This is a genomic window from Natronogracilivirga saccharolytica, from assembly GCF_017921895.1.
GTDB lineage: Bacteria > Bacteroidota > Rhodothermia > Balneolales > Natronogracilivirgulaceae > Natronogracilivirga > Natronogracilivirga saccharolytica.
Genome location: NZ_JAFIDN010000004.1, coordinates 239,585 through 259,664, shown reverse-complemented (window position 1 = coordinate 259,664; position 20,080 = coordinate 239,585). Strand labels below are relative to the sequence as shown.

Genomic DNA, 20,080 nt, shown 5'->3' with positions numbered 1-20,080 from the left:
TTACTATGCAAAAACAAGGTCTGACGCTTGGAAAAATAAACGGCATACGGGTTGGACTGGATTACAGCTGGTTTATCATATTTGTGCTTGTAGTCTACATGCTGGCCGTATGGTTTTTTCCGGAAAACTTTGAAGATGTTTCAACTGCCGGGGCATGGGTTCTTAGTTTGCTGACAGCGTTTCTGTTTTTTTTATCCATTCTGCTGCATGAATTTGCCCATGCCGTGGCCGCCAGAAAGAGAGATGTCGAGATCAGTGAAATTATCCTGTTCATTTTCGGAGGACTGGCGCGCATGAAAAAAGAACCTGAAAAAGCCGCAGATGAATTTGTGATTGCCGGTGCCGGTCCGCTGTGCAGTTTTGTACTGGGAGCCGTGTTCCTGGGTATTGCTTTTCTGTCCGAACCCTTTTTGGGCGAGGGGCTTCACGGCGTTTTCTGGTACATCGGATATATCAATATTTTACTTGTGATCTTCAATCTGGTTCCGGGTTTCCCGCTTGACGGTGGACGGATGATGCGCGCAGCCATCTGGCACTACACCGGCAACCTGAGAAGATCCACACGTGTTGTCAGTATTTTCGGACAGGTGTTTGCCTTCTTTTTAATGTTTGTCGGGGTGATGGTCATTTTTGGCGGTGCTATCATAACCGGTGTCGTCTGGATTTTCGTGGGAATGTTCCTGCTTCAGTCGGCCAAAAGCGGATATTACATGGTTGCCATGCGGGAAGGATTGTCCGGCATACCGGTAAAAAAAATGATGACGATTGATCCGTCCATTGTTCATCCGGACCTCAGCCTCAGAAACCTTGTGAATGAACATTTTTTCAAAAATCGCTTCTCCTGTTTTCCTGTGGTCAGGCAGAATGAGTTTCTTGGTCTTGTTGAGATAAATCAGGTGAAGAACGTAGACAGAGAGAAGTGGGAGCTTGTGAAAGTTTCTGACATAATGACACCCCGGGATGATCTGAACATAGTTCACCCTGAAACCGATGCTTATGATGCTTTAATGCAGATGATTGATTCGCGGAGCGGGCGGTTGCCTGTAATGGAGGGGGATCGCCTGGTCGGAATTATTTCCCGGAAAGATATTCTGCAGTTTGTCGAGTTTCGCGAAACGCTGCAGGGGTGAGCGGCTATCCGATGACTTTCAGCTGGGCCAGCCTGGCCACCAGTTTTTTCTGCCCGACATTTTTGAAGAAGACGGTCAGGCGTGCATCGTCACCCTGACCCTGGCATTGAACAATTTTTCCGGGGCCGAATTTCTTGTGGATGACAGCCATCCCTGATCTCCAGATGATTTCGCCGGTATTCTGGTCATATTCTACACCCATTCCACCGCCGTCATCGGCAGGCGCGGCCGAATCATACGATTCACTATGAAAATCACTGCCTGCACCGGCATTTCCATCATAGTTCGATTGATCATAGGAAATGTAGGTGCCTGATTTCCCGGAGCGGCCTGCCATGCCGGGTGATCCTGTCTGGCGGATCGTGGCACCTGTTTCGGTACGAACCACAGAAGGGTCAACCTCATCCAGAAAGCGCGAGCGGTTCATATCCACCTGCTCGCCAAAGCGGAACCTGTTTTTCGCATAACTGAAATACAGCCGCTTTTCTGCCCGGGTAATTGCTACATAAAACAACCGCCGCTCTTCTTCAATATCAACGTCTTCTCCGCTGCGCCCGCCGATGGGAAACAGATCTTCCTCCAGTCCGGTAATAAAAACAACCGGAAACTCGAGCCCCTTGGATCCGTGCACGGTCATCAGTGTGACTGCCGGATCATCGGTATCATGAGCATCCAGGTCTGTCACCAGACTGATTTCCTGTAGAAAGGCACTCAGGGAAGGGGTGTTGCTGCTTTTTTCGAAGTAGGAAATGGCGTTCAGCAATTCCATGACGTTCTGCCTTCGCATCAGGGAGTCATGGGAATGTTCTTCGACAAACTGCTTGACATATCCGGTCTCATCCAGTAAAAAACGGACCGTATCTGTCAGACCTGTATCTGTGAGCTTCTTGCCGGTTCGCTCCAGAATATCGACAAAGTCGCGGATCCGCCCGATTGCAGGCTTGTAAATGCCCGTAGATTCAACGTCGCCGATGGTATCCCACAATGACTTGTTGTGTTTGCGGGCTATCTGCTGCAGATTTGTTATGGTTTTTTCGCCTACCCCGCGGGCAGGTTCATTGATGACACGCAGCAGGGATTCATCATCATGAGGATTTACAAGAAGTCGAAGGTACGCTGTTACATCCTTGATTTCCTTTCGCTGATAAAATGAAATACCGCCGACTAGCTGATAGGGAACACCTCTGCGCCGGAAAGCATCTTCCAGGACCCTGCTCTGATAATTGGTGCGGTAAAGCACGGCGAAATCCCTGAAACTGAGATGCTCCCGCATTTTCAAATCTTCGATGGAGCGCACGATTCTGTTTGCTTCGTCCCGCTCATCATAATTTTCGAGCACGGTGATAATTTCGCCCCTGTCATTCTGAGTCCAGAGCGTTTTATCCAGACGGGAGGTATTTTGCCGGATGACGGAGTCAGCACATTGCAGAATTGATTTGGTCGAGCGGTAGTTCTGTTCCAGGGGGATCTGGGCGGAATCGGGGTAATCTTCCTTGAAATTGAGAATATTTGAGATATCCGCTCCGCGGAACGAGTATATGCTTTGCGAATCATCGCCTACAACGCAGATATTCTGATGTCCGGCGGCCAGCAGCTGCGTGGCCCGGTACTGGGCATGATTGGTATCCTGATACTCATCGATCAGAATGTATCGAAAATGATTCTGGTATTTTTGAAGTATTTCCGGATGGTGCTCAAAGAGTTCGATAGGCTTTATTAACAAGTCGTCGAAGTCCATGGCATTGTTTTGCCTGCACCGGGCGATGTAGCGTTCGTACACCTGAGCGGCGATATCATCAAGCGAACTCTGGACGAATTTGTTTTTGAAAGCCTCGGGGGAAATCAGCTGATTTTTTGCATTGCTGATAATAAACCGGACAGCCTGCGGTTTGACTTCGCGGGTGTTGAACCCCAGTTCCTGAAGGATGGATTTGATCACCCGGTCGGTGTCAACAGTATCGTAGATACTGAAATCACGGGTGTATCCAAGGTGCTCAGCCTCAAATCGGAGGATTCGTGAAAAAATGGAGTGGAAGGTTCCCATCCAGATACGGTTGGCTTTTTCACCTATCAGATCAACAATGCGCTCCTGCATCTCGCGGGCAGCTTTGTTGGTAAATGTGAGTGCCAGTATCTGGTTGGGCCAGGCTTTTTTCTGGTAAAGAAGATTGGCTATGCGGTAGGTGAGAACACGCGTCTTGCCGCTTCCTGCACCTGCAATAATCAGGAGCGGACCATCCGTGTGCAATACGGCTTTTTTTTGAGCGTCGTTGACATCTGTCAGGAAAGGCGGTTCGGAATGAGGCGGTTTTTCGCCATCGTTCTGTAATACAAATGTTGGCATGGTATGGGAATACTTCCGGTTTACCGGTCCAGATCGGCCAGGATTGTGCGCATTTTCGCAAGATTCACCCGGGCATCACTTTGTTTTTTCTTTTCATTTTCAACGACATCCGCCGGAGCATTATTCAAAAACTTTTCATTGGCAAGCTTCTTTTCGACTGATGTCAGAAATGACTCAAGGCGGCTGATCTCTTTTTGAACGCGCTGCTTTTCCTTATCGAAATCAATAAGGCCCGAGAGCGGCACAAACAGCTCATGTCCGTCAACGACATCGGAGGCACTGGCACCCGGTCTGTTCACTTCGGTGTCAACGGTGAATTCCGAAATTTTCAGCATTTTTTCAAAAATGGCCTGATGTTCCAGCAGCTTTTCACGGGTTTCCCGGTCAGCGGGCTTGATGATCAGCTCAATGTCCAGATTATCAGGCACATTCATTTCGGCACGGATATTCCTCACTGATGAGATCATTTGCTGAATGGTGATGAACAGGTCCCGGGAATTACCGTCAGTCCATTTGCTGTCCGCAACAGGCCAGTCACTGACTATCAGCGCATCTTCGGGAGTCCGGCTGCGCAATCGCTGCCAAATTTCTTCCGTAATAAACGGCATGAAGGGATGCAGCAGTTTAAGCTGCATTTCAAGGATGATTATTGCCCTCTCCGCAGTCTCATGCGGCATGCTTTGCCCGTATTCAGGTTTAATCAGCTCGAGGTACCAGTCGCAAAAGTCATCCCACACAAGAGAATATATTTTCAGCAAGGCCTCGTTCAGCCGGTAGCGGGACAGGTCGTCATCGACATCCTGAATGGTTTGATTTATCCGGGTGATCATCCAGCGATCCTGCAGCGGCATTTCAGAAATTTCAGCTGCACCCGAGTCAGCTTCATCTTCACCGGCTGAAAAATGGCGGCGATAGGATGCCTGCGGATCCAGGTGCAGATTTAAAAAGCGGAAGGCATTCCACAGTTTATTTGCAAAATTCCGGCCCATTTCAAATTTCGAAGGATCGAGTTTGATGTCCTGACCCTGAGCGCACAGGATGATAAGGCAGTAACGCACGGCATCGGCCCCGTACTGGTCAATCATTTCCAGCGGATCGATGCCGTTGTTCAGGCTTTTGCTCATCTTCCGGCCAAGCTTGTCCTTGACAATGCCGGTCATGAAAATATCCCGGAACGGGGTTTCGCCGGTAAAATGGATGCCCCCCATAAGCATCCGGCTGACCCAGAAGAACAGGATATCGTACCCGGATACCAGCACGGAGGTGGGATAAAAATAGTCGAGCGCCCGGGTTTTGTCAGGCCATCCCAGGGTGGAAAAAGGCCAGAGCCAGGAAGAGAACCATGTATCCAGCACATCCGGATCCTGAACCATGCTGCTGTCCGGCTGCTCAATGCTGACTACATAATCTTTCGAATAGTCAATGCTGCCGTCTTCTTTTGTATGGTACCAAACGGGGATCCGGTGTCCCCACCAGAGCTGCCGTGAGATCACCCAGTCGCGAATGTTCTCCATCCAGCGAAAGAATTCATTTTGCCAGCGGGGCGGATAAAACCGGAACTCGCCGTCCCGGCTGAATTGCATGGCTTTATCAGCCAGTGGCTTCATTTTTACAAACCACTGATCAGAAAGCAGAGGCTCAATGACAGCTTTGCTCCGGCTCGATATGCCGATCTGATTGACATAATCTTCCACTTTTTCCAGCAGGCCTTCCGACTCGATGTCCTTTACGATGGCGTCACGGGCATCAAACCGGTCCATTCCATTATACCGGCCGGAGTCTTCGTTCATAGTACCATCTTTGTTGATGATGTTGATCCTGGGAAGATTGTGTCTCAGGCCTATTTCGAAGTCATTTTCGTCGTGGGCGGGCGTAACTTTCAGCGCGCCTGAACCATACTCTGTTTTGACATATTCATCGGCGATGATGGGTACCTTGCGTCCGGTAGTCGGCACAAAGGCATGTCCGCCAATCATATTCTTGTAGCGGTCGTCTTCAGGGTGAACGCTTACAGCCGTGTCGGCCGGAATGGTTTCAGGTCGTGTCGTGGCGATGGTGAGATGGGTTTTACCCGATTTGGCGGCGGTTTCTTCATCAAGCGGATAGGAAACATGCCACATGTGACCCTTGCGCTCGACATGCTCGACTTCCTCATCCGAAATGGCGGTCATATCGACCGGACACCAGTTGACCAGGTAATTTCCCTTGTAGATAAGTCCTTCATCATGCAGCCGGATGAAAGTTTCCTGGACCGCCCGCGACAGGCCTTCGTCCATGGTAAAACGTTCGCGGCTCCAGTCACAACTGACTCCCAGCTTGCTGTACTGGCGGGTAATGATTTCACCGTACTTCTCTTTCCATTCCCAGACTTTGTTTACAAATTCTTCCCGCCCGATATCATGCCTGGTCTTTTTTTCCTTTTCTTTGAGCTCCCGCTCCACAACGTTCTGGGTTGCGATACCTGCGTGATCGGTTCCCGGAAGCCATAGGGCTTCATAACCCTGCATTCTTTTGAGGCGTGTCAGTGTGTCCTGAACAGCTCCCTGAAGGGCATGACCCATGTGAAGGGCTCCGGTCACATTGGGAGGAGGCATCATGATAGTGAAGGGTTCCTTTCCGGAATCTTCACTGGCCTCGAAAAAGCGATGCTTCATCCAGTAGTCATACCACTGATCTTCAATGGCTTTGGGGTCGTATTTTTTGGGTACTGCGTTTGTTTCACTGTTATTGGGAGTTCCGCTGCTCATAAAATAATTGTAAATGTGTGGTCTTGCCCTGTTTTCCGGTTCCGAAAATGCTGTCTGCTGAATTTATACCTTTCTTCTCAGCAGCACACCGAAGTGCCCGTCACATTCATGAATGTGGGGAATGGTCTGATAGGATTTTCCATCATCGGAAAGAACCTCTTCGGGAAGGTATTCATCGAGATCTTCCAGTTCGAAATTGTCATAAACCGACAGGAAGTGCTCTATTCGCTCCATGTTTTCTTCCGGTTCAATCGAACAGGTGGCATATACCAGCCGGCCTCCACGTTTGACCATGTTTGCTGCTGCATCAAGGAGTTCATCCTGCTGCCGGGTGAATTCATCGAGGTCAGATTCCGAGCGTCTCCAGCGCAGATCGGCTCGTTTGGACAGCACACCGGTGCCGCTGCAGGGAGCATCAAGAAGGACGGCATCCACAAGCCTGAAACGCTCCTGTATAATGTCGGCTCTTTGAATCTTGACAATGTCGGCTCCGTAGTTGGTCACATTTTCGGCGATGGAACCAATGCGGTCACCATCAATGTCAATGGCATGAATACTGCCCTTGTTCTCCATCAGATCACAAAGCATGATGGTTTTTGTACCGGGAGCGGCGCAGAGATCATATACTTCTTCACCGGGCTGGGGATCCAGTATCGTTGGCGCGAATCCGGCGGAAACATCCTGAACCTGGCAAAGACCTTTTTGAAACCAGCCTTTGCTGCGGACTTTTTGAAGTGAATTCACACGGTAATACCCGGGAAGCCAGTCACTTTCCTCGAATTCGACGTCGGCTTTCTCAAGACGGAGGCTGAAATTTCGGTCATTGGTCTTTAAACCGTTTACCCTCAGATAATAGTAGGGGTGCTGATTGTTGAATTGCATCAGCCGGAACGCCTCTCTCTCTCCAAACCGGTCGACCCATCGCTTCACGAGCCATTCGGGGTGGGAGAAAGTGGTGGCAATGAGTTTTGTCCGGTCCTTGAAGTCAGGTTTTGGCAGATTCGGCATATCGCGCTGCAGGCGGCGAAGGATGGCATTCATAAGATCTCCGCTCTTGGATCCGCCCATTGCCTTTGCCAGCTCTACCGCTTCATTAACGGCAGCATAGTCGGGAGTACCGTCCATAAAAAGCATATCGTAAAGTCCGATGCGCAGAATATTTTTGAACTGCGGGTTCATTTCCTCCACACCGACGGCGCTGTATTTTGATATAAGAAAATCAAGGTAGCTTTTTCTGCGCAGGATCCCCTGATAATACTCGTTTGCCTGCTGGCGGTCCTGGCCCTCAAGCTTGTTGAGCAGTTCGGTGTTTGTTCGATTGTTTTCTTCAAAAAAGTTCAGCGCATTTACACATGCCTGACGAGCTGTGATTGTCTGTTCCAAGGCTATTTTTGCTTAACGAGTTATTATTCTTAATCCCGGAAAAGGTACGGATTTTTTTTCTAAGTTTTAAGTCCCTGAAGTAGTTGTGAGCATTTTTCATCTTGCTGAAAAGCGATTATAAAAAGACAATTTGGATAGAATTGTCATTTTTGTTTTGCCGATCTATTTGGTAATTTTGCAAATCAATCCGGGGCGGCTGTCCCGAATTCCTGAATAATTGTAAATAATAAAACTCTTTGCTGATGAATAAAGGGAGCATAGCTCAGATTATCGGACCTGTTGTTGACGTGGATTTTGAAGAAGGCAATCTTCCGCCGATTCTGAACGCTTTGAAAGTGGAACGGGAAAATGGTCAGGATTTGATCCTGGAAGTGGCTCAGCACCTTGGAGAAAACAGGGTTCGGACTATAGCCATGGATTCCACGGACGGCCTTGTCAGAGAGATGCCTGTCGAAGATCTGAAGACCACCATTTCCATGCCTATCGGAGAAGACATCCGCGGACGCCTGTTCAATATTATCGGAGATGCCATTGACGGAATTGAACAGCCCAAAGGTGATGAGCGGTATCCCATTCATCGTCCTGCGCCGGCATTCGAAGATCTTTCGACATCTACCGAAATGCTGGAAACAGGGATCAAGGTAATTGACCTGCTTTGTCCGTATGCCAAAGGCGGCAAGATCGGATTGTTCGGAGGAGCCGGTGTAGGAAAAACCGTAATTATTCAGGAGCTTATTAACAACATCGCCAAACAGCATGGCGGACTCTCTGTATTTGCCGGTGTAGGGGAGCGTACCCGTGAGGGAAATGACCTGCTTCGGGAGTTTATTGAATCGGGGGTTATTAATTACGGCGAAGAGTTCAAGAAAGAGTTTGAAGAGTCAGACAACTGGAATCTTGAAAAAGTAGATCCGGAAGCACTCAAGAAATCACAGGCAACCCTGGTATTCGGTCAGATGAATGAACCGCCCGGCGCGCGTGCACGTGTTGCATTGTCGGGACTTACCATTGCCGAATACTTCCGGGACAAGGTCAGCAAGGACATCCTTTTGTTTGTTGACAACATATTCCGCTTTACCCAGGCCGGCTCCGAAGTGTCAGCACTTCTCGGGCGGATGCCGTCTGCCGTTGGTTATCAGCCGACTCTTGCATCCGAAATGGGAGATTTGCAGGAGCGGATTACATCAACAAAGGAGGGATCCATTACATCGGTTCAGGCTATTTATGTTCCGGCGGATGACCTTACCGATCCCGCGCCTGCCACCACTTTTTCTCACCTTGATGCCACAACGGTACTTTCCCGTCAGATTGCATCGCTTGGCATCTATCCTGCCGTTGATCCGCTTGATTCGACTTCAAGAATCCTGGATCCCAGGGCTATCGGCGAAGACCACTATGAAGCTGCACAAAGTGTGAAGGAGCTGCTCCAGCGCTATAAAGAGCTTCAGGATATTATCGCGATTCTTGGTATGGATGAGTTGTCTGATGAGGACAAACTTACCGTGGCCCGTGCCCGCCGGGTGCAAAGATTCCTGAGTCAGCCTTTCTTTGTTGCATCGCAGTTTACCGGACTGGAGGGCAAGTTTGTCAAAATTGAGGATACCATAAAAGGATTCAAAAAAATTGTTGATGGTGAACTTGACCATCTTCCTGAAAATGCATTTTTCCTTGTCGGTAGCATTGAAGAGGCCATTGAACGCGGTGAGAAAATGCTGAAGGAAGACATGGAAAAAGAGGAAGAAGAGGCATAACAACAACCGGCGATATTATGAAAGCCCAAATATTAACACCAACGGGATCTGTTTTTGACGGAGATGCGGAAGGAATACAGATGCCCGGATCAGATGGTGGCCTTGAAGTAAGAAAAGGCCATGCCTCTCTTGTATCACTGCTTGATATCGGAAAGCTTGTCGTAAAAATGAAAGGCAGCGAAAAAAAATCCTATGCTGTCAGTGGCGGGTTCGTTGAGGTAAATGACGATAATGTCATAGTCATGGCAGAAGAGGCGCTTGAGCCGGAGCAGATTGATATAAAACAGGAGGAGCAGAAGCAGCAGGAAGCTGAGTCAGGACTGAAGGAGCACAAAGTATACACCGAGGAGTACAAAAGATATTACCGGGAGCTCCGGATAATAAAAAACCGAATTAAACTGGCAAAGAGCTGACCGGGTAACTTGTTGATCTGCAAAACTATGCAGGTTGTTCCCTGGAAGAATTCTGATTGCTGGATTTCCAGGGAAGTATTGATTTACCAGCTTATTCTGCTGGGTCTTGTCGGCTCTTCCTCGTCCTCGGGTGGCTGTTCCATTATAAATCCCTGAGGCTGCTCAAAAGCCTCACGGCTCCAGGGAATAGTCGGATCTTCAGACGCGCTTTGAATAAACTCGCCTACTATGGGCAATGCTGTCCGGGCGCCCTGGCCTACCTGTGTTCCCTGTGGAAACCGGATACGGCGGTCCTCTCCGCCTACCCATGCACCGGCAACGAGGTGCGGCATCATGGCAACAAACCAGTTGTCGGCACTGTTCTGAGTTGTACCCGTCTTACCGGCAATATCCTGGGATATGTTGAACATCCAGTTCAGCCGGTTGCCGGTTCCATACCAGCCATCGCCCCCGCGAATGACACCTCTCATCATGTCGACCATGATATAGGCCGTTTCCGGACTAATTACCTCTTGCTGGTGTTCAGACTGAAATTCCTGAAGCACATTGCCTTCAGAGTCTTCGATACGGGTAACGGCATAAGGTTCTATATGAACGCCCATGTTGGCAAATGTTGTGTAGGCACTTGTCAGCTCAAGCAGGCTTGAGTGGGCTGTTCCAAGAGCAATAGCGGGATTGGTATGAATAGGCGTTTTATTCATTCCCATCCTTTTTGCAAAATCCGCTATTTTTTCACCGGCAGGGCGGAGGTCTTCAAGCCGGTTGGTTCCTGGTGACCCGGCCAGTTCTGGAAGCAGTCTTACAGTCACATTGTTGAGACTGCGGCCAATACCTTCCCTGAGCGTCATCATCTCCGGCCCGCTGGGAATAACCGGATCCCTCGGAGACCAGCGGTCACCGCTTGCGTCAAAAAAGTTAACCGGATATTTCGAGAAACGATGATATGGCTGGTAACCATGGTCTATGGCCACGGCGTATACGAACGGCTTGAAAGTAGACCCGGTTTGTCTGCGAAGCTGATTCACGTTATCACGCTGTATGGACCCGTAGTCGGATCCGCCAACCCATGCCCTGATATTGCCATTGGTCGGATCTATAGCCACAAAACCGGCTTCAAGGCGCGTTCTGGCACGTTTGACAGAGTCTACAAATGCCTCATCTGTCTTGAGCTTGTTAATAATTTCATCACGATCGCCGATATCTTCCTGCTGGTACTGATAAAACTTCTCTGTTTCTGCCAGAAAACTGTCAAGAATTCTGGGGTATTCATCCCACAGTTTGTCCATATACTCATTACTGCCGCTTGACGTCCACTCGCGCTCAAAGCTTCTCTGATGCATGGCGAGCTGTCTCCTGAGACCTTCTTCTGCGAAGCGCTGCATGCGGGAGTCGATTGTGGTATGAATGACAAGACCATCCCTGTACAGATCATAACCGTTTTCATTAGCCCAGTCCTGAATCTGCTGGCGGACGTACTCTCCGAAATAGCGGCTTTCCCGTCCGCTACGGAAGGGGGGATTGTAATCGAGCTCCATCGGGGCGTAACGGTATTGTGCAAATTCCTCCTGAGTAATAAACCCGTGACGCGCCATTTGTGACATTACCACATTGCGTCGCTGCATCGATCGTTCCGGCTGGCTTCGCGGGTTCAGCGCGGACACGGCCTGAAGGCTGCCAATCAATGTAGCAGCTTCCGGTACGGTGAGGTCACTGGCAGGTTTGTTGAAATGCGTGTGTGAAGCTGATTCTATACCAAAGGCACTGTTGCTGAATTCAACAGTGTTCAGGTACATTTCGATAATCTCCTGTTTGGTATAATTCTGTTCAATTTGTATCGCTGTAATGATCTCACGCAATTTTCGCGTTACGCTTACCTCGCGTCCGATGGACCTGTAAAGGTTTCTCGCCAGCTGCTGCGAAATGGTTGAGCCACCCTGCGGATTCCCGCGAATCATATGATAGGGGATGGCCAGTGTACGGTAGAGGTCCACACCCCAGTGATCATAAAAACGATGATCTTCTGTTGCAACCAGCGCGTCTATGGCATTCTGAGAAATATTATCATAGCTGATGTAGGTCCGGTTTTCGGTAAAATACTTGTCCAGTACCTGTCCGTCACTGCTGACTACAAAACTCGCCATGTCTGTTTGCGGATTTTCAAGCTCCTCAATGGACGGCAGACCCTGAGCCAGGTACAAAAATCCGAAAAATCCCAGCACCAGTCCTCCGATAACTATGCCCCCGAATACACCCATGATATGTCTCCAGCCAATGCCGGAACCTGAACCGCTGCGTTTGCCGTTTCCCGGCTTTTTTCCTGAAGATGTTGCACTTGCTTCAGAAGCTCCGGACTTTCCAAACCGCCTGGAGGAAACCCGCCTTCCGGATGGTTTATCATCCTTTTCAGCACCGGAACCGGAGGTGTTCTCCCCTTGCTGTTTACGCTTTTCCGCCATTTCGCGGCGGTAGACCGGATCATTTAAATAACGGTCCATGTCTATTGGTCCAAAGTCCTTATTACTCATTTCCTGATAACTCCTCGGTGTTAACGGTCTGCAAATCGTAAGTGTCTGCCTCCCATTTAACGAGTTTGAATTTTCCGTTGGTATGCAGACCTGCAATTCTGTCGCGGCCGAAAAATCCGCAGTTCATGCTAATGTTGCCGTTATGTTTTTCCAGTCTTGCAGAATGGTGGTGCCCGTAAATAATGGCATGTATATCGGGGTCTGATGTAACCCGGTTTGCTGCCCAGCGATCCAGTTTGTTTCGGTTTTCAGTCATTCGTTCCGGATTCTGCTTCCATCTGCTCATCCCTGAGAAGGTCTTCATCAAATGCCATCCCAAACGACGGGGTAATATGGCACGGTATATTAACGTAAAATACGAATTTCTGAGGAAACGATGCACCAACGGTCTGGGCAATTTCATTTCAGGGGCAGTCAGACCGTCTCCGTGCAAGACCATACAGGATCTTGCACCAACCTGAATAATTCGGTATTCGTGTTCCATGTCAAACCCGAGTGACGGAAGATAACCATTGGTCCAGTTATCATGATTACCAGTCACAAACAGGGTGTGACTACCCGTACGCTCATGAAATTCCCGGAAATGCTGTAAAATCTTTTTTCCAACCGGAGGCGGCTCATCGCCGTACTCCATCCAGTAGTCAAAAAAATCACCAAGCAGCGTAATCCTCAGCCCGTTTTCCTCACAATAAGATACCAGCCGCATAAGCTCTTCTTCAAGACGCTCATTATGCTGATCGTCAAAGGCACCCAGATGGACATCAGAGATAAAAATGTGGCCGTCCGCAGACTGCCGGTTTTTATTTTTTTCTGTAGATAACAAACCGGATAAGCTCGGAGAAGAGGTCACGTGTTTCGGATTCAGGGAATTCAGAAAGCAGGATCAGGGCTTTCCCGGCATGCTCTTCCATTTTTTGATGTGCATATGTCAATCCTCCGTTTTTATTTACAAATTCCCTGATTCTGCTGACATCTTCATCACCTTTCTTTTTTTTTCTGTAAAGCCATCGCATTTTGCGGGCCTCAAGCATGCCCGATTTATCAAGTGCCGCAATGAACGGAAGTGTTATTTTCCGTTCGATGATGTCATTACCGGATGACTTGCCGGTCTCACGGTGGCTGTAGTCAAGCAGGTCGTCCCTGATCTGAAATGCAAGGCCGATGTGATGGCCGATGTCCCGCATTCTCTGACGCGTTGGCTCATCAACCGATGTACTGATCGCACCGCATTCGCAGCAGGCTACCAGTAAACTTCCGGTTTTTTCGGTGATAATGCGGTAATATTTCTCTTCCGTCATATTCTGAAGCTTGGATGCTTTCAGTTGCCGCAATTCACCTTCGCTCATACGCTTGACTGCTGTTGACAGTGCTTTCAGCAGCTCTGTTTCCTCTGAGTCGACAGCTACCAGAAGGCCTTTTGCAAGCAGAAAATCACCTAAAAGCACACTGGCTTTATTTTTCCAGACTTTGTTTATACTGAGCAGACCTCTTCGCCTGTCGGCTTCATCAACCACATCGTCGTGGATCAGTGTGGCGGTGTGAAGCAGCTCGATCATTGTTGCTGCCGTATACGTGCGCCCGGTAATGTCACCGCACAGTTTTGCCGAAAGAAGCACGAGGGTGGGCCGCAGCTCTTTTCCCTTCATTCGCAGAAGGTAATTGATGATTCGGTTCAGAAGAAACACATCGGTTTTCAGATTTTCACGAAAATGTTTTTTGAAATCACTGAGCTCAGCTGCGATCGGCTTTTGTATTTGCTCAAGCGATGTTATTGAAGTGCTGTTATTGTTGATGATATTCTCCGTTGCCTGTTGAGTCATGCAAAACTACTGATCATTTTGAACATTTTTTGGTATCTTTCGGCCGGTTTGACCTATATGCCACTTTAAATGTGATCTGGTGGCCTTAATATGTAACTGCTTTGTGCTACATTCTGTACACGGGCAAATTTAGCAGAATTTCAGACATAAAATCTCGAGAAAAGACATTGAAAACAATAAAACGAATTGCCGTTTTTACGAGCGGGGGAGACTCCCCGGGAATGAACGCTGCCGTCAGAGCCGCAGTAAGAACTGCTTTAAGTAACGATATCACTGTCGCTGGCATTCGTTACGGTTACCAGGGAATGATTGACAATGATTTTGTTGAGATGGAAGACCACTCGGTATCCAACATCATTCAGCGCGGCGGAACCATACTAAAATCAGCCCGGTCCAAAGATTTCCGGGAGTATGAAGGTCGCAAAAAAGCCATAGAAAATTTAAAAGCAGATAATATTGATGCCATTGTAGCCATTGGCGGTGACGGAACATTCCGAGGTGCAACAGAGCTTTATCAGGAATTCGGTCTTCCCGTAGTCGGGGTGCCCGGGACCATCGACAACGATCTCTCGGGAACCGACGAAACAATCGGTTACGACACGGCGATGAATACGGCCATTGATGCCATCGACAAAATCAGGGACACCGCCGATGCGCATGAACGACTGTTTCTGGTCGAAGTCATGGGAAGAGAAGCAGGTTTTATTGCTTTGGAAACGGGTATTGCCACCGGTGCCGAGTTGATTCTGCTTCCAGAAGCAGTTTCCAGAGTCGATGACGTCAGGGAATCACTGAATGAGGTCTTCAAGGTACAGAGAAGAAGCAGTCTGGTAATCGTAGCTGAAGGGGATGAAACCGGAGGCGCTATCAAACTGGCGGAAAACCTTAAGGATGATTTCGAGAAATATGAGATGCGGGTAAGTGTGCTCGGGCACATTCAGAGAGGCGGAGCACCCACATCCAGGGACCGGGTATTGGCAAGCAGGCTGGGAAGTGCGGCAGTACAGGCTCTTGTGGATGGTCATTCCAGCATAATGGTTGGAGTTGTGAACAACAAGCTCAAGCTGACCCCGATGAAAAACACCTGGTCTAAAAAGAAAAGCCTTAATTATGAACTGCTTGAACTTGCAAAAGTTCTGAGCTAAGTAAGCAACACATATTATGTTTCATATCGACATTCAGAAAACGGAGCGTTTTACAGATGAAAAAGCGCTCCGGGAAGCCAGGAAAACCGTACAGCAGTCTTCAGAAGATCTGGACAACAGAACAGGCAAAGGTTCCGGGTGGCTTGGCTGGCAGGATATTCTTCAAAAACCAAATGATGCGCTTCTTGAAAACATGGATGCTATCGGTGCAGAAATTCATCAGAAGGCCGATGTATTCATCGTGTGCGGTATCGGCGGCTCATATCTGGGGGCCAAGGCTGTCATCGATGCACTGAAGCCTGAATTCGATGACAGTGGTCCTGAAATTGTCTATGCCGGACACCATATTTCAGGGCGTTACCTCCGGCAGCTGATCAGGCACCTCGAAAAGCCGAAAAGTGATGGCAGCCCCAAACAGGTATACCTGAATGTAATATCCAAATCGGGAACAACCATGGAGACGGCGATTGCCTTCCGTGTTCTTCGCAAGTGGATGCATGATCAGTACGGAGATGAAGCTGTTTCCAGAATTTTTTGCACTACCAGCAAGGATGGCGGTGCCCTCAACAAAATTATTAAGGCTTACGGATACCGAAAGTTCATACTTCCTGATGATGTGGGAGGCCGCTTTTCAGTTCTGACTCCTGTCGGTCTTCTTCCAATTGCCGTGGCCGGTATTGATGTCAAGCAACTCGTTTACGGGGCTGTTTCTGCCTATCAGGATTTGAATAAAGATCGCAGCAATCTTCTGGACTACGTTTCAGCCCGGTATGCACTATACAAAAATGGCTACGCGATTGATCTGATAGCCTCTTTTGAACCAGCGCTGACATCAATGGGGGGGTGGCTCCAGCAGCTTTACGGTGAAAGTGAAGGGAAAAACGGTAAAGGAATGTTTCCTGCAGTGGCTCAATACTCAACAGATCTTCACAGTATCGGCCAGATGGTACAGGATGGACCCCGTAATATGGTTGAGACGTTCCTTGTCGTGGACGATACGGGACAGACAGTAATTATTGATAAGGACAACCGGAATTATGATGGTCTGAACTATCTGTCCGGAAAGAGCATGGAACACGTCAATGAAAAAGCATTGCAGGGAACGCAGCAGGCGCATCTGGAAGGCGGAGTTCCGATATTCACCGGATATATGAGCCAACTCGACGCGCACTCTCTGGGATATGCAATCTACTATTTCGAACTTGCTACGGCCATCTTTGTCTATGCATTGGATGAAAATCCATTCGATCAGCCGGGAGTGGAAGCCTACAAAAAAGAAATGTATCACCTGCTTGGCAGGAATAACGGGTAGCACATGACGGACAGTAAAAAACAGGACTTTTCATACTACGCCATTGCAGGCAATATCGGAGCCGGTAAATCATCACTGACAACCCTTCTTGCGCAGCATTTTAAATGGAAGGCCTATTACGAGTCGGTAGATGACAATCCCTATTTGTCGGATTTCTACGATGATATGAGGCGCTGGAGCTTCAATCTTCAGGTGTATTTTTTATCCAGCAGATTCCGCAGTCAGAAAGAAATCGTGCGTACTCAGAACAGCTTTATCCAGGATCGTACGATATACGAGGATGTGGAGATATTTGCCAAGAATCTGTATCAGATGGGGCTGATGAGCAAGCGTGATTTTGAAAACTACAGCAACCTGTTTCATGAAATGCTGGAGTTCCTGACCCCCCCAAATCTTTTGATCTATCTCAGGGCTGAGGTTCCGACGCTGGTCCGGCAGATTCAGCAAAGGGGCAGAGATTACGAGAGCACCATACGCATCGAATACCTTGAAAGGCTGAACACGTTGTATGAAGACTGGATCAGCCGCTATCCCTATGAAAAACTCATTATAGACACAGATCATCTGGATTTTGTCAACAACAAAGAAGATCTGGGAAAAGTAATCGAGATGATCGAACAGAGAAGGTTTGGTTTATTTTCATAGGATTGTTTGTGACTGCATAATTTCCTAATTTTAGAAGCTTTCGTAAAACCTTTCATTGTATTCATGGTTTCATTTCGATTTAACGAAATACCCAAAGGCGTGTCAAATGATCAGCTGATGCTGGAAGCGGAGGATCTCGATATCGAGGATTCCGCTATCAGCAGGATCAGGCTTTCCATGCGGTTCAACAAGCAGGATGACAACCTCAGAATTGAGTGTCATGTGGTTACGGAAGCTGCATTTACCTGCGACCGGTCACTGGAAGTATTTCAGACCGAACTGGAAGGCACATACGAGGTGGTATTTCAAGTGAATGTTGAGGATGAAAAGGAGGAACTGAGCGGTACCCTGCGCAGGCTGGACCCTGCCCAGAACCAGATCGACATTTCCAGGGAAATCCGTGATACCGTGTTACTGAGTATTCCAATAAAAAAATTGCATCCCAGATATATAAAAAAAGGTGAAATAACCGGATTTGAAGCCAGCTATGGCAGTGATCCGGATTCCGAAGACCATGATCCGAGATGGGATGCACTGGCTAAATTGAAACAGCAAATACAAAAAAATTAAGTTGACCAATGGCACATCCAAAACGAAAAACATCCAAAGCCCGCCGTGACAAGCGCAGAACGCACAAGAATCTTGGCGAAGCTACACTCACAGAATGTCCGAACTGCGGAGCTGTTCATCAGCGTCACCGGGCATGCGCTGAATGCGGATACTATCGCGGGCGGCAGGTGATAAAAGCAGCATCCGAGGTCTGATTTTATTCGAGAAGTCACAACTTCCGCCAGGTTCAGTTAAACCAGGTTAATATTACATCTAACTTTTGATTATGAAAATTGCTGTCGACGCTGCAGGTGGAGATTTTCAACCGGAAAACCCTGTCAAGGGTGCCATTCAGGCTGTTAATGAAAACGCTCATATTTCCGTTTGCCTGGTCGGACCCGAAGCTCCGGTCAGAAAGGAGCTTGAGGGTCTTGATTATCCTGAAGACCGACTGACGGTTCATGATGCTCCGGAAATTATCGGGATGGATGAGTCGCCTGCGCAGGCCGTAAAAACCAAGACACGCTCATCAATTGTGGTTGGTCTTGGCATGCATCAGAAAGGGATGGTTAACGGTTTTGTAAGTGCCGGAAATACCGGAGCACTGATGGCAGCGTCCGCCTTTATTCTTGGCAGACTCGACGGAATTATTCGTCCGACCATAGCCACTTTCTTTCCAACGATCAAAGGCCAGGGTCTGATGATAGACGCCGGAGCCAATCTGGAGGTCAAGCCGGAAATGCTGTTTCAATTTGGTATTATGGGCAAAATATTTGCCAGTGACATCATGGGAATTGAAACCCCGCGTGTTGGCTTGCTGAATGTTGGAGAGGAAAAAGAAAAGGGTTCGGAAACGCTCAAAAAAGCGCACCAGTTGCTCGAGGCTCTGCCAAGCTTCGTCGGTAATATCGAAGGACGTGATATTCTGGCAGGCAATGCCGATGTTTTTGTTTGTGACGGCATCACCGGTAACATCCTTCTGAAATTTGGCGAATCGATTCCCGAGGCACTGCAAACACTGCTTTTTGCAGCTATGAAAAAAAATCAGATTGACGGCGAGCAAAAAAAGCTCGTTGGAGGTCTTTTGAAAGAAGCCTTTGCACCATTTGATTACCAGGCTGTCGGGGGGGTGCCTTTTCTTGGTGTGAATGGCATCAGTATGGTGGGACACGGCGGCAGCTCTCCGGAGGCCATAAAAAATATGATCGTAAACGCTGCCCGGATGGCAGAAATTGATATCAATAAAAAGATTATTACATCAATTGCATAGGACTGTAATTGAAACGTATCCCGGATACGTTAATCGCGATATACACATATATGAAATCAAATACTAGAGCGAAAATTTCCGCTGTGGGGCATTATGTGCCGGATTATGTCCTGACCAATAAAGAGCTGGAAACAATGGTCGAGACCAATGATGAATGGATAAGGACCAGAACCGGCATTTCAGAACGACGACTTTTGAAAGATCCGGAAAAGGCATCAGCATTCATGGCAGCTGAAGCCGCTAAAGAGATTCTTGAACAGCGGAACATTTCGGCTGATGAAATTGATGCCATTATTGTGGCCACAGTTACACCGGACTATATGTTTCCGGCTACCGCCTGCCTGGCTCAAACCATGATTGGAGCTCATAGTGCATTTGCTTATGATCTGTCCGCCGCCTGTTCCGGATTTTTGTATGCTTTGACCACGGGTACTACCATGATCGAATCCGGCCGCTATAAAAAAGTTCTGGTTATCGGTTCTGATAAAATGAGCTCTATTGTGGACTTTACTGACCGGACCACCTGCATATTGTTCGGGGATGCGGCCGCGGGCGTATTGCTGGAGCCGTCAGATGACGAAAACGGAGTCATCGATCATATCATGCAGTCATCTGCTGAAGGAGCCAAAGCACTCATCCAGGCCGGAGGAGGAAGTATAAATCCTGCCACACATGAGACCGTTGAGAAAAAAATGCATTATATCAGGCAGGATGGCCGGCCGGTATTCAAGCGCGCAACCGAAGGAATGGCTGATGTTTCCGAAGCAATAATGAAAAAAAACAATCTTTCGGCCGATGATATTGACTGGCTTGTTCCACATCAGGCAAATCTCCGGATTATTGATGCCACCGCCCGCAGGATGGATCTTGACAAAAGCAAAGTGATGATCAATATTGAGAAATACGGAAATACAACTGCTGCCACGATTCCGCTTTGCCTTTATGACTGGAAGGACAAGCTCAACAAAGGGGACAATCTCGTACTCGTTGCCTTCGGGGGTGGTTATACCTGGGGTGCAAGCTATGTCAAATGGTCAATGTAAATA

General features: G+C 48.3%; 16 protein-coding genes. 10 read left to right on the top strand and 6 right to left on the bottom strand.

The window, feature by feature from the left end; translation table 11 throughout:
• Positions 1-5 precede the first annotated feature (5 nt).
• Entirely contained in the window at positions 6-1,130 is a 1,125-nt protein-coding gene (locus NATSA_RS07485; protein WP_210511392.1) for a site-2 protease family protein, read from the top strand.
• A 4-nt stretch (positions 1,131-1,134) separates the two neighbouring features.
• On the opposite strand, the gene NATSA_RS07480 is transcribed toward NATSA_RS07485, so the two are convergent.
• The 3 genes from NATSA_RS07480 to rsmB all read right to left on the bottom strand — a co-directional run bounded on the left by NATSA_RS07480 (position 1,135) and on the right by rsmB (position 7,604).
• Entirely contained in the window at positions 1,135-3,474 is a 2,340-nt protein-coding gene (locus tag NATSA_RS07480; RefSeq protein WP_210511391.1) for an ATP-dependent helicase, read from the bottom strand.
• Positions 3,475-3,494: 20 nt separating this feature from the next.
• Positions 3,495-6,221, bottom strand: a complete 2,727-nt coding sequence (locus NATSA_RS07475; protein WP_210511390.1) for a valine--tRNA ligase — start codon at positions 6,219-6,221, stop codon at positions 3,495-3,497.
• Positions 6,222-6,284: 63 nt separating this feature from the next.
• Entirely contained in the window at positions 6,285-7,604 is a 1,320-nt protein-coding gene (gene rsmB, locus NATSA_RS07470) for a 16S rRNA (cytosine(967)-C(5))-methyltransferase RsmB (RefSeq protein WP_210511389.1), read from the bottom strand.
• Between the two features lie 242 nt (positions 7,605-7,846).
• Between rsmB and atpD the strand changes: the two genes are divergently transcribed.
• A complete protein-coding gene (gene atpD / locus NATSA_RS07465; protein ID WP_210511388.1) occupies positions 7,847-9,355 on the top strand; it encodes a F0F1 ATP synthase subunit beta in 1,509 nt (502 codons plus the stop codon).
• 17 nt (positions 9,356-9,372) lie between these two features.
• A complete protein-coding gene (atpC, locus tag NATSA_RS07460) occupies positions 9,373-9,768 on the top strand; it encodes an ATP synthase F1 subunit epsilon (protein WP_210511387.1) in 396 nt (131 codons plus the stop codon).
• An 83-nt stretch (positions 9,769-9,851) separates the two neighbouring features.
• On the opposite strand, the gene NATSA_RS07455 is transcribed toward atpC, so the two are convergent.
• Genes NATSA_RS07455 through NATSA_RS07445 form a run of 3 tightly spaced genes read right to left on the bottom strand, consistent with a single transcriptional unit; the run spans position 9,852 to position 14,113 of the window.
• The gene (locus tag NATSA_RS07455; protein ID WP_246481734.1) at positions 9,852-12,293 is read right to left on the bottom strand and encodes a penicillin-binding protein 1A; all 2,442 of its coding nucleotides are present in this window, start codon (positions 12,291-12,293) and stop codon (positions 9,852-9,854) included.
• Positions 12,286-13,116 carry a UDP-2,3-diacylglucosamine diphosphatase gene (locus NATSA_RS07450; protein ID WP_210511386.1) on the bottom strand — a complete coding sequence of 277 codons (831 nt, stop codon included), beginning with the start codon at positions 13,114-13,116 and terminating at the stop codon, positions 12,286-12,288. The genes NATSA_RS07455 and NATSA_RS07450 overlap by 8 nt, the downstream gene beginning before the upstream one ends.
• A complete protein-coding gene (locus NATSA_RS07445) occupies positions 13,094-14,113 on the bottom strand; it encodes a polyprenyl synthetase family protein (protein WP_210511385.1) in 1,020 nt (339 codons plus the stop codon). The genes NATSA_RS07450 and NATSA_RS07445 overlap by 23 nt, the downstream gene beginning before the upstream one ends.
• 176 nt (positions 14,114-14,289) lie before the next feature.
• Between NATSA_RS07445 and pfkA the strand changes: the two genes are divergently transcribed.
• The 7 genes from pfkA to NATSA_RS07410 all read left to right on the top strand — a co-directional run bounded on the left by pfkA (position 14,290) and on the right by NATSA_RS07410 (position 20,077).
• Positions 14,290-15,258, top strand: coding sequence for a 6-phosphofructokinase (pfkA, locus tag NATSA_RS07440; RefSeq protein WP_419539855.1), 969 nt, complete (start codon positions 14,290-14,292; stop codon positions 15,256-15,258).
• A 16-nt stretch (positions 15,259-15,274) separates the two neighbouring features.
• Positions 15,275-16,570, top strand: coding sequence for a glucose-6-phosphate isomerase (locus tag NATSA_RS07435; RefSeq protein WP_210511384.1), 1,296 nt, complete (start codon positions 15,275-15,277; stop codon positions 16,568-16,570).
• Positions 16,571-16,573: 3 nt separating this feature from the next.
• Positions 16,574-17,215 (top strand): deoxynucleoside kinase, encoded by a 642-nt coding sequence (locus tag NATSA_RS07430; protein ID WP_210511383.1) that lies wholly within the window; start codon positions 16,574-16,576, stop codon positions 17,213-17,215.
• Between the two features lie 63 nt (positions 17,216-17,278).
• Positions 17,279-17,785, top strand: coding sequence for a YceD family protein (locus NATSA_RS07425; protein WP_210511382.1), 507 nt, complete (start codon positions 17,279-17,281; stop codon positions 17,783-17,785).
• 8 nt (positions 17,786-17,793) lie between these two features.
• Entirely contained in the window at positions 17,794-17,979 is a 186-nt protein-coding gene (gene rpmF / locus NATSA_RS07420; protein ID WP_210511381.1) for a 50S ribosomal protein L32, read from the top strand.
• A 71-nt stretch (positions 17,980-18,050) separates the two neighbouring features.
• Positions 18,051-19,034: a phosphate acyltransferase PlsX gene (gene plsX, locus NATSA_RS07415; protein ID WP_210511380.1), complete on the top strand. Its 984-nt coding sequence runs from the start codon at positions 18,051-18,053 to the stop codon at positions 19,032-19,034.
• Positions 19,035-19,084: 50 nt separating this feature from the next.
• Positions 19,085-20,077, top strand: a complete 993-nt coding sequence (locus tag NATSA_RS07410) for a beta-ketoacyl-ACP synthase III (RefSeq protein WP_210511379.1) — start codon at positions 19,085-19,087, stop codon at positions 20,075-20,077.
• Positions 20,078-20,080 lie beyond the last annotated feature (3 nt).